The sequence below is a fragment of the Terribacillus jepli genome (assembly GCF_047228925.1).
In the GTDB taxonomy this organism is placed as follows: domain Bacteria; phylum Bacillota; class Bacilli; order Bacillales; family Amphibacillaceae; genus Terribacillus.
In genome coordinates this window covers 118,306-131,700 of sequence record NZ_JBFEGH010000008.1, presented here as the reverse complement: position 1 = coordinate 131,700, position 13,395 = coordinate 118,306, and the positions used below count along the sequence as shown (strand labels likewise).

General features: G+C 47.3%; 16 protein-coding genes. 15 read left to right on the top strand and 1 reads right to left on the bottom strand.

What is annotated here, in order from left to right; all coding sequences use genetic code 11:
- Positions 1-3: 3 nt before the first annotated feature.
- The 5 genes from plsX to rnc all read left to right on the top strand — a co-directional run bounded on the left by plsX (position 4) and on the right by rnc (position 3,784).
- On the top strand, positions 4-1,014 hold the full coding sequence (plsX, locus tag AB1K91_RS10920) for a phosphate acyltransferase PlsX (protein ID WP_413089871.1): 1,011 nt from the start codon (positions 4-6) through the stop codon (positions 1,012-1,014).
- On the top strand, positions 1,015-1,965 hold the full coding sequence (gene fabD / locus AB1K91_RS10915; protein ID WP_413089870.1) for an ACP S-malonyltransferase: 951 nt from the start codon (positions 1,015-1,017) through the stop codon (positions 1,963-1,965). It abuts the gene before it with no gap.
- Positions 1,962-2,705, top strand: coding sequence for a 3-oxoacyl-[acyl-carrier-protein] reductase (gene fabG / locus AB1K91_RS10910; protein ID WP_413089869.1), 744 nt, complete (start codon positions 1,962-1,964; stop codon positions 2,703-2,705). Before fabD ends, fabG begins: the two co-directional genes overlap by 4 nt.
- A gap of 68 nt (positions 2,706-2,773) precedes the next feature.
- Positions 2,774-3,007 carry an acyl carrier protein gene (acpP, locus tag AB1K91_RS10905; protein ID WP_093726628.1) on the top strand — a complete coding sequence of 78 codons (234 nt, stop codon included), beginning with the start codon at positions 2,774-2,776 and terminating at the stop codon, positions 3,005-3,007.
- A 93-nt stretch (positions 3,008-3,100) separates the two neighbouring features.
- Positions 3,101-3,784: a ribonuclease III gene (gene rnc / locus AB1K91_RS10900; RefSeq protein ID WP_413089868.1), complete on the top strand. Its 684-nt coding sequence runs from the start codon at positions 3,101-3,103 to the stop codon at positions 3,782-3,784.
- Positions 3,785-3,822: 38 nt separating this feature from the next.
- Here rnc and AB1K91_RS10895 read toward each other — a convergent pair whose 3' ends face one another.
- Positions 3,823-4,044, bottom strand: coding sequence for a DUF1128 domain-containing protein (locus AB1K91_RS10895; RefSeq protein ID WP_413089867.1), 222 nt, complete (start codon positions 4,042-4,044; stop codon positions 3,823-3,825).
- Positions 4,045-4,179: 135 nt separating this feature from the next.
- On the opposite strand from AB1K91_RS10895, the gene smc reads away from it, so the two are divergent.
- The 10 genes from smc (at position 4,180) to rplS (ending at position 13,313) form a co-directional block, all read left to right on the top strand.
- Positions 4,180-7,746, top strand: a complete 3,567-nt coding sequence (gene smc, locus AB1K91_RS10890; RefSeq protein ID WP_413089866.1) for a chromosome segregation protein SMC — start codon at positions 4,180-4,182, stop codon at positions 7,744-7,746.
- Positions 7,747-7,761: 15 nt separating this feature from the next.
- The gene (gene ftsY / locus AB1K91_RS10885) at positions 7,762-8,772 is read left to right on the top strand and encodes a signal recognition particle-docking protein FtsY (RefSeq protein WP_413089865.1); all 1,011 of its coding nucleotides are present in this window, start codon (positions 7,762-7,764) and stop codon (positions 8,770-8,772) included.
- 74 nt (positions 8,773-8,846) lie between these two features.
- The gene (locus tag AB1K91_RS10880; protein WP_413089864.1) at positions 8,847-9,173 is read left to right on the top strand and encodes a putative DNA-binding protein; all 327 of its coding nucleotides are present in this window, start codon (positions 8,847-8,849) and stop codon (positions 9,171-9,173) included.
- A 12-nt stretch (positions 9,174-9,185) separates the two neighbouring features.
- The gene (gene ffh / locus AB1K91_RS10875) at positions 9,186-10,529 is read left to right on the top strand and encodes a signal recognition particle protein (protein ID WP_413089863.1); all 1,344 of its coding nucleotides are present in this window, start codon (positions 9,186-9,188) and stop codon (positions 10,527-10,529) included.
- 79 nt (positions 10,530-10,608) lie between these two features.
- Positions 10,609-10,881, top strand: coding sequence for a 30S ribosomal protein S16 (gene rpsP / locus AB1K91_RS10870; RefSeq protein ID WP_093726621.1), 273 nt, complete (start codon positions 10,609-10,611; stop codon positions 10,879-10,881).
- A 14-nt stretch (positions 10,882-10,895) separates the two neighbouring features.
- Positions 10,896-11,123, top strand: coding sequence for a KH domain-containing protein (locus AB1K91_RS10865; RefSeq protein ID WP_413089898.1), 228 nt, complete (start codon positions 10,896-10,898; stop codon positions 11,121-11,123).
- A 71-nt stretch (positions 11,124-11,194) separates the two neighbouring features.
- Positions 11,195-11,578: a YlqD family protein gene (locus AB1K91_RS10860; protein WP_093726619.1), complete on the top strand. Its 384-nt coding sequence runs from the start codon at positions 11,195-11,197 to the stop codon at positions 11,576-11,578.
- Between the two features lie 15 nt (positions 11,579-11,593).
- On the top strand, positions 11,594-12,115 hold the full coding sequence (rimM, locus tag AB1K91_RS10855) for a ribosome maturation factor RimM (RefSeq protein WP_413089862.1): 522 nt from the start codon (positions 11,594-11,596) through the stop codon (positions 12,113-12,115).
- Entirely contained in the window at positions 12,112-12,840 is a 729-nt protein-coding gene (gene trmD, locus AB1K91_RS10850; RefSeq protein WP_413089861.1) for a tRNA (guanosine(37)-N1)-methyltransferase TrmD, read from the top strand. Before rimM ends, trmD begins: the two co-directional genes overlap by 4 nt.
- 128 nt (positions 12,841-12,968) lie before the next feature.
- Positions 12,969-13,313, top strand: a complete 345-nt coding sequence (gene rplS, locus AB1K91_RS10845) for a 50S ribosomal protein L19 (protein ID WP_093726616.1) — start codon at positions 12,969-12,971, stop codon at positions 13,311-13,313.
- The last annotated feature ends 82 nt before the right edge of the window (positions 13,314-13,395 follow it).

Genomic DNA, 13,395 nt, shown 5'->3' with positions numbered 1-13,395 from the left:
GTTATGCGAATCGCAATCGATGCAATGGGCGGCGACCACGCACCAGAGGAAATAGTCAAAGGTGCCGTGCTTGCAGCAACAAAGGATGCTTCTTTGGAACTGACACTTGTTGGGGATCAAAGCAAGATCGAACCGCATCTCGGCGAGGTCCGTCCGGCTAATATCCGGATTATACATACCGAGGAGTTTATTACAGCAGATGACGAGCCTGTAAGGGCAATCCGTCGCAAAAAGCAGTCATCACTCGTATTGACCGCACAGGAAGTAAAAGAAGGGCGTGCCGATGCTTGTATTTCAGCAGGGAATACTGGTGCACTTATGACAGCAGGGCTGATGATTGTCGGACGCATCAAAGGCATTGAACGGCCGGCGCTGGCTCCTACGCTTCCGACGGTGGATGGAAAGGGCTTTGTTTTGCTGGATGTCGGTGCCAATATTGACGCCAAAGCGAACCATTTATTACAATACGGCGTCATGGGCTCCATCTATGCGGAGAAGGTCCGGGGAATAGAAAGACCGCGTGTTGGATTGCTGAATGTCGGAACGGAAGACGGTAAAGGAAATGACCTGACAAAAAAAGCATTCGAGCTTCTCGGCAAAGCACCGATCAATTTCGTCGGCAATGTCGAAGGACGGGACTTCCTTTCCGGGGATTATGATGTGGTAGTGACAGACGGCTTCAGTGGTAATATCGCATTGAAGACGACGGAAGGTACAGCGATGATGTTCTTCTCGATGATCAAGAAGGCCTTTTTGAAGAATATGAAGACAAAGCTTGCTGCCGGAATGATGAAACCGGAGCTGAAGGAACTCAAAGCAAGCACGGAATATGCCGAATACGGCGGTGCTGCTTTGTTTGGCCTTGCTGCGCCAGTAGTAAAAGCGCATGGATCCTCCAATGCACGCGCCATCCAGGTCGCTATCCAGCAGACCAAGCAAATGGCCGAAAATAATGTTACAAAAGTCATCGAAGAAACAATTCAGGGTATGAAAAAAGATGAGGAGGAAGCTTAAGTGAAACGAGTAGCTTTTGTATTTCCTGGACAAGGCTCACAGGCAGTGGGCATGGGTCAGGAAATGTACAATGAATACGAAGAAGTGAAAAGTCTATTCCAGGCTGCAGATGAACTGTTGCCTCAGCCGATTACACCTTTGATGTTCGAAGGGCCGGCAGAAGAGCTGACAAAGACGGAGAATGCACAGCCAGCATTGCTTCTGACAAGCGCTGCCATCCATCAAGTGCTGTTAAATGAGGGTGTACGACCTGTCGTTACAGCCGGGCATAGCCTGGGTGAATACAGTGCGCTTGTCGCAGCTGGTGTACTTCAGGCTGAAGACGCAGCTGTACTTGTCAACAAGCGCGGGCAGTTGATGGAGAAAGCTTATCCAGCAGGTCAAGGCTCCATGGCTGCAGTATTGGGACTCAGTTTGGAAGATATCGAGACTGCTCTTGAGACGGTTGACAAGGAGCATGGCGAAATCGTCGATGCCGCCAATATCAATTGTCCTGGCCAAGTTGTCATTTCCGGTACGAAAAAAGGGATCGAGCTTGCAGAGCCGCTCTTGAAAGAAGCAGGAGCGAAACGCGTGCTTCCGCTTAACGTAAGCGGTCCTTTCCATTCCAGGTTGATGAAACAAGCTGCGGAAGAATTCGCATCTGTACTTAGGGAAGTTGAAAAAGCGGATGCATCGATCCCGGTATATGCTAACGTAACGGCAGAAAAAGTACTGGACCAGAAAGAAATCGAGCAGCTGCTCGTACAGCAGTTATACTCTCCAGTCCGTTTTGAAGAGACTGTTGTCAACATGCTTCAAAATGATGAATTGGATGCCATCGTGGAAGTCGGAAATGGCAAAGTGCTCAGTGGATTGGTGAAAAAAATCAACCGCCGCACGACTACTTTCAACGTACAAGACCCTGAAACATTGCAAGCATTCTTGGCGTGGTACAAGGAGGAAGAATGATGCTTACAGGTAAGGCAGCACTTGTTACAGGTGCATCCCGTGGAATCGGCAGGGAAATTGCATTGGAACTTGCGCGTAACGGCGTGAACGTAGCGGTGAACTATTCCGGAAGCAAAGAAAAGGCAGAGGCCGTTGCGGAGGAAATCCGTGCCCTTGGGCAGGAATCGATCGTAATACAGGCGAATGTAGCAGAAGAAGAAAGCGTAAAAGATATGGTCAAGCAGACAATTGATGCGTTCGGAAGTTTGGACATACTAGTGAATAATGCTGGTATCACGAGGGATAACCTGCTGATGCGTATGAAAGAAGCAGATTTCGATGCAGTCATCCAGACGAATTTGAAAGGTGTATTCCTTTGCACGAAAGCAGTGACACGTCAAATGATGAAACAAAAAGCTGGCCGCATTATCAATGTGGCAAGCATTGTCGGTGTCAGCGGAAACCCTGGGCAGGCTAACTATGTCGCAGCAAAAGCAGGAGTCATCGGTTTAACGAAAACGGCTGCCAAAGAGCTGGCTGCGCGAAACGTTCTGGTAAATGCCGTTGCTCCGGGATTCATCACGACTGATATGACGGATGAAATGACAGACGAGCAGAAACAGGCAATGCAAAGCATGATTCCGCTCGGTAAACCGGGCAAACCGGAAGACGTTGCCCGTGTCGTTCGCTTCCTTGCATCCGAGGACAGCAATTACATGACTGGCCAGACACTGCACATCGATGGCGGCATGGTTATGTGACTCAAGTGAAAAAATTGTAGTTTTCCGGGACGAAATGTCCTATAATACTGAAGGGAGGTGAATTTCCTATGGCAGATGTATTCGAGCAAGTAAAACAAATCGTTATTGATCGTCTTGATGTAGACGAATCCAAAGTAACACTAGAGGCTTCTTTCAAAGAAGATCTAGAAGCAGATTCCCTTGATGTGGTGGAATTGGTTATGGAATTGGAAGATCAATTCGACATGGAAATTTCTGATGAAGATGCGGAAAAAATCGCTACTGTTGGCGACGCTGTAAACTACATAAACAGCAAACAGTAAGATTTAAATATGATGCATAGGAGAGAGTCCCGCTTGATTTCAAGCGGGACTCTCTCCGCATCATCACAACAAATGGAAAGTGGGGACAGCAGAATGAACTTATCTACACTGCAGGAGAAGCTCGGGATACATTTCCATGATGAAGCTTTGTTGCAGAATGCCTTGACCCATTCATCTTATGTGAATGAACATCGTCACCTGAAAAAGACGGATAATGAGCGCTTGGAATTCCTGGGCGATGCGGTACTGGAGCTTGGCGTGTCCCAATTCTTGTACAAGCATTATCCCGATATGCCGGAGGGGAATATGACGAAGCTCCGTGCTGCCATCGTCAGAGAGGAATCCCTTGTACTGTTCGCCAAAGAAATGGATCTTGGTGCTTATGTGCTGCTCGGAAAAGGGGAAGAGCGCACGGGCGGCAGAACGCGCCCTGCATTGCTGGCCGACGTTTTTGAAGCGTTTGTCGGTGCGTTGTACCTTGATCAGGATTTCGAAGTGGTACTCAGATTCTTTGAAAAGATCGTCTTCCCTAAAATCAGCCAAGGTGCTTTTTCACATGCGATGGATTACAAGAGCAAGCTGCAGGAGGTCATCCAGCAGGACAAGGATAAAGTGATCACATATACGATCATCGATGAGAGAGGTCCTGCTCATAATCGGGAATTCGTGGCAGAGCTGAAGATTATGGGAGAACTTGTCGGCACAGGTATTGGCCGGACGAAGAAAGAAGCGGAACAGCAGGCTGCCCGGATTGCACTGGAAGCCCTTAAAGAATAGATAAACGGCAGAGAACAAAGCTGTTCTCCGCCGTTTTTTTATTTTCGGTAATTCGCCAGCTCCTGGATGAATGCCTCTGTCTCTGAGACACTGAGCTGTCCTTTTGATTCGATATGATCATATAAAAACTTAATATCATGGTATTTCTCCAGCTGGTAGTCCTCCGGCTGCATGATGGAACGGTTGACGACAACGAGCCGGTCGGCTATGCCATTGATGAGGATGGCCAGGTTCTCCTCCGATGCCTGTTCAAGCTTCATGGACGAGCCTCCTTTGACGTAATTGATACCTATTATGTACCTTTAGTTTATGATAAAATAAATAAGTTAAAAACGAAAGAAAAAATCAATCACAATGCAGAAATAAGCGAAAAGCTTTCATATAGGAGAATGAGTATGTTCCTGAAACGATTAGAAACCGTCGGATTCAAATCATTTGCCGAAAAAGTGACATTGGACTTCGTGCCAGGTGTGACGGCAGTGGTAGGTCCGAACGGAAGCGGGAAAAGCAATATTACCGATGCCATCCGCTGGGTATTGGGCGAGCAGTCGGCAAAAAGTCTGCGCGGATCCAAGATGGAAGATATCATCTTCCAGGGAAGTGATACGAGAAAAGCACTGAATGTCGCGGAAGTGACACTCGTATTGGACAATGCTGATCAGACGTTACCGCTGGAGTATCAGGAAGTGAGTGTGACCAGACGGGTATTCCGTTCTGGGGAAAGCCAGTTTTTGATCAATAACCAAAGCTGCCGTCTGAAGGATATCATTGATTTGTTCATGGGTTCCGGATTAGGCAGGGAAGCCTTTTCCATCATAAGTCAGGGGAAGGTAGAGGAAATCCTGAACTCTAAGCCAGAGGAGCGGCGGTCGATTTTCGAGGAAGCAGCCGGTGTATTGAAATACAAGCAGCGCAAGAAGAAAGCTGAATATAAATTAGCCGAAACACAGGAAAACTTGAACCGAGTGGAAGATATCACGTATGAAATCGAGGGGCAGCTTGAACCATTGCGTGAACAGGCTGCCATCGCCAAAGACTTTCTGGAGAAAAAAGCACAGCTGAAAGATATCGAAATCGGATTGCTTGTTGCCGAAATCGAGCAATTACATAAGGAATGGCAAGCCGTTCTTCAGGAGCTTGAGGTAAATAAGCACAAGATGGAAAGTCAGAAACAATCAATCAATGAGAAAGAGCAGCTGCTTGAGTCTGATAAAACGGAATTGCAAGCATTGGACGCCTCCATTGATGAGTTGCAGGCATCCTTACTCATCGTCACGCAGGAATTGGAGAATCTTGAAGGCAAGAAACAACTGCTGAACGAACGATCCAAGCATCTGGCGGAAAACAAGGAGAAGCTAAAGAAGGATACAGGGCAGCTCGAAATTACCCTCCAGCAGCAAAAGAAACAGCTGGAGCAGGAACAAGCTGCACTGACGGCATTGGATACAGAAAATAAAGCGATCAAGTCGGATTTGCGTACCTTGGACAAGCAGCTGTCTCGTACACAGGAAGATTTGAGTGAGCAAATCGAGGAGAAGAAAAGTGACTATATCGATTTGCTGAATGAACAAGCTGCCAAACGGAATGAAACGAATTCACTGAAACAACAGCTCACTGGAATTGATGCGAAAAAAGAACGTCAGCGTACGAAATATAAGGATGTCGTTCAGAATCGTGACGAAATCAGTGAAAAGCGAGACCAGCTGGCTGCAAGTTTAGCAGAAGCAACTGCCAGCAGGGAGCAAGCTGAGGAAAAAGCGGATTCACTTCGTATGGAAGCAGCGAAAAAACGAGAGCAGTATCAGGAAGCACAGAGCAGATTGTACACTGGGTACCAGCATATCGAGAAGTTGCGTTCCAAGCAGGAGATGCTGCAGGAAATGAAAGAAGAGTACCAAGGCTTCTTCCAAGGAGTGAAAGCAGTCCTCAAAGCGCGACAGGAAGAAAAGCTTGGGGGCATCGAAGGAGCTGTCATCGAATTGATCGATGTCCCATCAGCATATGTGACTGCGATGGAAACAGCCCTTGGCGGTCAAGCGCAACACATCGTGGTCGATACAGAAGCGAGTGCACGTCAGGCAATCAACTGGCTGAAGCAGACGTCTAACGGCCGGGCAACATTCTTGCCATTAACATCGATTCAGCCGAAGCAGATTCCGGGGAATGTATTGGCGAATGCTTCCAATCGGGAAGGGTTTGTTGGTATTGCAGCAGATCTAATCCGGGTGGATGCCCCTTACAAGGCGGCAGTGGATTTCCTTTTAGGCAATGTGGTCATTGCAGAAGATCTTCAGCATGCCAACACGATTGCCGCCAGCTTGGGCAGAAGGTATCGGGTCGTTACGCTGTCTGGTGATGTGGTAAACCCGGGGGGATCGATGACCGGAGGTGCGCAAAAGCGCAGCAGTCAGTCTCTGTTCACCAGGGAAAAGGAAATGCAGGAAGTAACGGATAAATTGTCCGATTTTCAAGCAAGAACCGAAGTTTTCGAACGAAAAGTTTCTCAGCTGAAAGAAGAACTCCAGCAATTGGAGGCTTCGGCAGAAGAAACGCGCCACAATTTAAAACAGCTTCAGGAAGCCGAGCAGGAACTTCAGGCTGCACATACCGAAACGAGCATTCGCTTTATGCATGCCAATGACAATCTTACCATGTATGACCAGGATAATGCCCAGTATGATGCAGAACGGGAAGAAGTCGAGAAACGTATGGAGCAGCTTCAGGCTGAACTTTCCGATTTGGATGGGCAGCTTCAGGAAATACAGCAGGAAATCAGCGAGCTGACCAAAGCCCACCAGGCTTGGCAGCAGACGAAGGAGACCAAACGAAAAGAGCAGCAAGCCCTTCAGATACGTTCCGCAGAAAGTCTTGCCAAGCTTGAGAATCAGCAGCAGCGACTGGCTGAACTTACAAATCAGCTGGAACAGACCGAGCTGAAATACGAAGAGCAGCATCAATTATTGCAGCAGATGACCGAAGTGTCCGAAAAAGGCCAGACGGAAGAAGAGATAATTGAGTCGATCAAGGTGAAACAACTGCATAAGCAGCAGACAACGACTTTGATCGAGGAGCGCAAAACCGAGCGGCAGGAGCGTTATGACCGGGTGCAGCAAGAGGAGCTTTCTGTCAAGGAAGCAAATCGTCTCCATCAGAACCTTGTGCAGCAAGTTCAGGATCAGGAGGTCCGTTCAAATCGTTTGGATGTTGAGCTAGAGAATCGTTTGATGAATTTGCAGCAAAGCTATTCCTTGACCTTTGAGAAAGCACTGGCTACATTTGGAAGGGCGGAAGATATCGAAACTGCCCAAACCGAAGTGAAGCTCATCAAACGTGCCATTTCGGAACTCGGTACAGTCAATGTGGGAGCGATTGAAGAGTTTGACCGTATCAACGAGAGGTACAGCTTCCTTACGGAACAAAAGGACGACCTTTATCAAGCGAAAGCGACATTGCTTGCTGTCATCGATGAAATGGATGGAGAGATGAAGCGACTTTTCGAGGATGTCTTCACGAAAATCAAAACAGAATTCACAGAAGTATTCCGTTCCCTCTTCGGCGGTGGGCATGCAGAGCTCAAGCTGACCGATTCTGGTAATCTGCTGGAGACAGGGGTCGATATCATCGCCCAGCCACCCGGCAAAAAGCTGCAGAATCTAGGTCTGCTTTCAGGCGGAGAGCGTGCTTTGACAGCAATTGCTTTACTGTTCTCCATCTTGAGAGTAAGACCTGTACCTTTCTGTATCCTGGATGAGGTGGAAGCAGCACTGGATGATGCAAACGTCAGTCGCTTTGCTCAATATATGAAGCAATTCAGTGAAAAGACCCAGTTCATTGCCATAACCCACAGAAAGGGTACAATGGAGGAAGCAGACGTCCTTTATGGCGTGACGATGCAGGAATCCGGAGTATCAAGACTCGTATCTGTCCGCTTGGAAGATGCACCTGAACTAGTGAAGGTATAAGAAAGGAAGAACAAAATGAGTTTTTTTCAGAAACTGAAAAACAGATTCTCCAGCACCAATAATGAAACAGAAGAAAAAAAACCCGAAAAATACAAGGAAGGTCTCAAGAAGACACGTTCATCCTTCTCCGAGCGGATGAATAATCTGATGGCGCGTTATCGGAAAGTGGATGAGGATTTCTTCGAGGAATTGGAAGAAGTATTGATCGCTTCTGATGTCGGTGTCAACACCGTGATGGATTTGGTGGATGAGCTTCGGATGGAAGCAAAGCGCCGGAATATCAAGGACAGCAGTCAACTGAAGGATGTCATTTCTGAAAAACTGGTTGAAATCTACCAAGGGGATGCAGATGAACAGCCGCAGAGACTGAAAGTCAACGAAGATGGGCTTACGATTTACTTGTTTGTCGGGGTAAATGGTGTCGGAAAAACGACTAGCATCGGTAAGCTGGCATATAAGCTGAAGCAAGAAGGTAAAAAGGTCGTCATGGCAGCTGGAGATACATTCCGGGCCGGTGCGATCGAGCAACTGCAAGTATGGGGAGAACGTACTGGTGTCGAAGTGATCCGACATAATGCCGGCAGTGATCCGGCAGCCGTCATCTATGATGGAATCAAGGCAGCACAGGCACGCGGTGCAGATGTCCTTCTTTGTGACACTGCGGGTCGATTGCAGAATAAAGTGAACCTGATGAATGAGCTGAACAAAGTACACCGTGTCATCGAACGCGAGGTACCAGGTGCGCCGCATGAAGTATTGCTGGTCCTTGATGCGACGACGGGCCAGAATGCACTTGCACAGGCGAAGACATTCCAGGAGACAGCAAAAGTATCTGGAATCGTCCTGTCCAAGCTGGATGGAACGGCCAAGGGCGGTATTGTCCTGGCAATCCGGAACGAGATGCAAATACCTGTCAAGTTCGTCGGACTTGGGGAACAGATGGAAGACCTGCAAGAGTTCGATCCGGACGCTTTCGTATACGGTTTGTTCGCAGATTTGATGCAAGATGAGGAGCAGGCGGAATAGCAGTTTCTTGACAGCTGCGCACTAGGTTGGCTACAATTTTGTAAAGGCATTTCACTTAACAAGGAGTGCAGCGCATGTTAGAGAAAACGACTCGAATGAACTATTTATTTGATTTTTATCAGGCACTGCTTACGCCGAAGCAGCGAAGTTATATGGAAATGTATTATTTAGAGGATTTGTCACTGGGGGAAATTGCCGAATCATTCGAAGTATCCCGCCAGGCAGTCTATGATAATATCAGGCGCACCGAAGCGATGATCGAGAGCTATGAAAAAAAGCTTCATCTATATGATCGTTTCAAGGAGAGGAGTGCACTGCTGGATGCATTGGAAGGAGCATTCGATTCCGATGACCAGACTGGTGCAAAGAATCTGATCCAAAAGATAAAAGAATTAGATTAGGAGGTCGATTCCATGGCATTTGAAGGATTAGCCGACCGACTGCAGAGTACGATACAGAAAATACGCGGGCGCGGTAAAGTTACAGAACAAGATGTAAAAGAAATGACAAGGGAAGTAAGGCTTGCGCTCTTGGAAGCGGACGTCAACTTCAAAGTTGTCAAGCAGCTGATCAATAAAATCAAAGAACGGGCTGTCGGTCAGGAAGTGATGGAGAGCCTTACACCCGGACAGCAGGTCATCAAGGTCGTCCAGGAAGAGCTGACGCAGCTCATGGGCGGCGAGCAAAGCAAGATTGCTGTCGCAGACAGGCCGCCGACTGTCATTATGATGGTCGGATTGCAAGGTGCAGGTAAAACAACGACAACCGGGAAACTGGCTAATCTTTTGCGTAAAAAGCATAACCGGAATCCATTGCTCGTTGCAGCGGACGTCTATCGTCCAGCTGCCATCGATCAGCTTGAGACACTTGGCAAACAGTTGAATCTGCCGGTATTCTCCATGGGGACGGATGCGAATCCGGTTGATATTGCCAACGAGGCAATCAAGAAAGCCAAAGAAGAACACCATGATTACGTCATCATCGATACAGCCGGTCGTCTCCACGTGGATGAGAAACTGATGGATGAACTGACGCAGATCAAGACGGATGTGAAACCAGCGGAAATTTTCCTTGTCGTCGATGCGATGACTGGTCAGGACGCGGTGAACGTTGCCGAAAGCTTTGATAATCAACTCGATATTTCCGGAGTGGTCCTGACAAAGCTAGATGGTGATACACGAGGCGGAGCAGCACTATCCATCCGCGCCGTAACCGGGAAACCGATCAAATTCGTCGGTATGGGAGAGCGCACAGATCAGCTGGAGGCTTTCCATCCAGAGCGGATGGCATCCCGTATCCTCGGTATGGGCGATGTGCTCTCCCTGATCGAAAAAGCGCAAGAAAATGTGGACGAGAAGCAAGCGCGCGATTTGGAAGAAAAAATGCGCAGCATGAGCTTCACCTTTGACGACTTCCTGGAGCAGATGAGCCAGGTTAAGAAAATGGGACCGCTTGATGACTTATTGAGCATGCTTCCGGGTGCAGGCAAGATGAAAAATATGAAGAACGTCCAGCTGGATGAGAAGCAGCTCGTGCATGTGGAGGCCATCATTCAATCAATGACACGCAAGGAGCGCCAGGAGCCGTCCTTGATTAATGCCAGCCGCAAGAAACGGATTGCAAAAGGCTCTGGCCGCAGCGTATCCGAAGTCAATCGTCTGCTGAAACAATTCGAAGATATGAAGAAGATGATGAAGCAAATGACGAACATGCAAAAGGGCAAAAAAGGCCGAGGAATGAAATTTCCTTTTATGTAATGTAAAAACCCTTTACAGTGTTTATTTAATCTGATACAATCATATCTTGTGAGAAACATTATTTTGGAGGTGCAACAACATGGCAGTTAAAATTCGTCTAAAACGTATGGGTTCTAAAAGAAACCCTTTCTATCGTGTGGTAGTTGCTGATTCTCGTTCTCCTCGTGATGGACGTATTATCGAGCAAATCGGAACATATAATCCTACAGTTAACCCAGCTGAGGTTAAAATGGATGAAGTGAAAGCACTCGACTGGATGGCTAAAGGTGCGAAGCCAAGCGACACTGTTCGTAACCTTTTCTCTAACGAAGGAATCATGCAAAAGTTCCACGATTCAAAAAACCAGAAGTAAAGGGCTGATTGATTCTGAAAGCACTCATTGAAGCGATGGTTGCTCCGCTTGTTGATTTTCCCGAGCAGATCGTCGTGCGTCAAAGGGAAGAACAGCATAAGGTCATCTATCAGCTTCAGGTGCACGAATCTGATATTGGCAAAGTGATCGGCAAAGATGGCCGCAATGCTCGTGCCTTTCGCACAGTGCTGCGGGCTGCTTCCGCTGATCATGAAAAACGCATTTATCTGGACATAATGTAAAAGGGAGAGGGAAACCTTTCCCTTTTTTACCATGTCAAAAAAAGCTTTGTCAGCAGAAAGCCAGGTGTCCGATGAAGATAATCAGAAGCTTGCGCGTCGATGAAGTAATCACCGAATCCAGCAAAACAGCCATCAGAGAACGTCTTCAAAGATCGGCGCATCAACTTGACCAAGAGTGTCAACAGCTGTTATTCGAGAAACGGAAACTCGAAAAGAAACAAGGTGTATCCAAACAAGATGTACACAGACGTTTCCAAGCAGAAATCCGGAAGCGGGAGGAAAAGGCGGCTTCGATCGCTTTCCAGCTCACGCAGCTGGACGTGCTGCCAATCGGCAGCGAAATCATGATTCAAGAGGTTGAAGCTCTTGTTGAGGTTGAAGTAGGCATGAAGTGGGACGAGCTTACAACGCAGAAAATCGTCATCCAAGATGGCATTGTCATCCGGATAGAATAATGAAGGTGATATACAATGGAAATGAAAATGTTTAACGTAGGAAAAGTTGTCAATACCCATGGCGTTGCGGGAGAGGTCAGGGTCGTTCGAATCACGGATTTCGATGAACGCTTTGAACCGGGTGAGGAATTGTATTGGTTCCAGGATGAGAACAGTAAGCCGCAAAAGCTGATTGTGAAAACACACAGAAAACATAAAACGTTTGATTTGCTCACTTTCCAAGGGTATGCCTCCATCAATCAAGTGGAAGAATTGAAAGGCGGTATCCTGAAAGTACGCGAAGATCAGCTGGAAGACTTGGAAGAAAATGAGTTCTATTACCATGAAATCATCGGCTGTACGGTGGAGACAGTTGATGGGGAAATGCTAGGGAAAGTAAAGGAAATCCTTTCCCCTGGTGCAAATGACGTATGGGTTGTACAACGTGAGAAACAAAAAGATTTGCTGGTGCCGTATATCGAGCCGGTCGTCAAACAGATTGATGTCGATAGCAAGCGTATCGTGATCGAACCGATGGAAGGATTGCTGGATCTATGAAAATTGATATTCTGACACTATTTCCCGAGATGTTTTCAGGGGTGCTGCAGCATTCCATCCTGAAACGTGCACAAGATCTTGGGGCTTTTCAGCCGAATCTCGTGAACTTCCGGGAATTCACGACCAACAAACATAAAAAAGTCGACGACTATCCATATGGTGGCGGAGCTGGTATGGTTTTGGCGCCTCAGCCGATATTCGATGCAATCGAGCACGTGACCGAAGGATCCGCCAAGCCGCGTGTCATTCTCATGTGCCCGCAAGGCGAGACATTTAACCAGAAGAAGGCAGAGGAACTGGCGAAAGAAGAGCATCTTATCTTCATTTGCGGTCATTATGAAGGTTATGATGAACGTATTCGCGAGAAGCTTGTGACGGATGAAATTTCCATCGGGGACTATGTCCTGACTGGCGGGGAAATCGGCGCCATGGCAGTGATCGACAGTGTTGTCCGACTTTTGCCGGATGTATTGGGCAATGCATCATCTGCTCCGGAAGACTCTTTTTCAACCGGCCTGCTGGAACATCCGCATTATACACGTCCTGCCGACTTCCGCGGCATGCAAGTGCCTGAAGTCCTCACTTCAGGTGATCATGGCAAAATCGAAGCATGGCGCCGGGAACAATCACTTTACCGGACAGCTACGAGAAGGCCCGATCTCCTTGTCGATGCAGAACTTACCGATAAAGAGCAGGAACTAGTGAAAAAGTGGCAAAAAGATTAAATAATACTTTGAATTCATGATGTAAATATGATATATTTAATGCTGTGCTTACAAAGGTAAGTGCCATATTACGATGTTCCGCTGTCGCGTTTGCGAGGATGAGCATTGGTGAGAAGGAGTTGAACAGAATGCAGGAATTAATTCATGACATTACAAAAGAACAGCTTCGCGCTGATCATCCTGAATTCCGTGCTGGAGATACGGTTAAGGTTCACGTTAAAGTAGTAGAGGGTACACGTGAGCGTATCCAGGTATTCGAAGGTGTCGTTATCAAACGTCAAAACGGTGGAATCTCAGAAACTTTCACAGTACGTAAGATTTCTTCAGGCGTTGGTGTGGAACGTACTTTCCCAGTACACAGCCCACGTTTGGATAAAATCGAAGTAAGCCGTCGTGGTAAAGTACGTCGTGCGAAACTTTATTACCTACGTAAACTTCGCGGAAAAGCTGCTCGTATCAAAGAAATCCGCTAAGTACCAGAAAAGAGAGCTTGCTTCGTCAAGCTCTTTTTTTGCTATATAAACTAAATGGATCTACTAAACAATTGGAGGCTTA

Coding starts and splice junctions, on each gene's coding strand:
- plsX (WP_413089871.1), top strand. CDS start 4: ATGCGAATCGCAATCGATGCAATGGGCGGCGACCACGCACCAGAGGAA.
- fabG (WP_413089869.1), top strand. CDS start 1,962: ATGATGCTTACAGGTAAGGCAGCACTTGTTACAGGTGCATCCCGTGGA.
- acpP (WP_093726628.1), top strand. CDS start 2,774: ATGGCAGATGTATTCGAGCAAGTAAAACAAATCGTTATTGATCGTCTT.
- rnc (WP_413089868.1), top strand. CDS start 3,101: ATGAACTTATCTACACTGCAGGAGAAGCTCGGGATACATTTCCATGAT.
- AB1K91_RS10895 (WP_413089867.1), bottom strand. CDS start 4,044: ATGAAGCTTGAACAGGCATCGGAGGAGAACCTGGCCATCCTCATCAAT.
- smc (WP_413089866.1), top strand. CDS start 4,180: ATGTTCCTGAAACGATTAGAAACCGTCGGATTCAAATCATTTGCCGAA.
- ftsY (WP_413089865.1), top strand. CDS start 7,762: ATGAGTTTTTTTCAGAAACTGAAAAACAGATTCTCCAGCACCAATAAT.
- AB1K91_RS10880 (WP_413089864.1), top strand. CDS start 8,847: ATGTTAGAGAAAACGACTCGAATGAACTATTTATTTGATTTTTATCAG.
- ffh (WP_413089863.1), top strand. CDS start 9,186: ATGGCATTTGAAGGATTAGCCGACCGACTGCAGAGTACGATACAGAAA.
- rpsP (WP_093726621.1), top strand. CDS start 10,609: ATGGCAGTTAAAATTCGTCTAAAACGTATGGGTTCTAAAAGAAACCCT.
- AB1K91_RS10860 (WP_093726619.1), top strand. CDS start 11,195: ATGAAGATAATCAGAAGCTTGCGCGTCGATGAAGTAATCACCGAATCC.
- rimM (WP_413089862.1), top strand. CDS start 11,594: ATGGAAATGAAAATGTTTAACGTAGGAAAAGTTGTCAATACCCATGGC.
- trmD (WP_413089861.1), top strand. CDS start 12,112: ATGAAAATTGATATTCTGACACTATTTCCCGAGATGTTTTCAGGGGTG.
- rplS (WP_093726616.1), top strand. CDS start 12,969: ATGCAGGAATTAATTCATGACATTACAAAAGAACAGCTTCGCGCTGAT.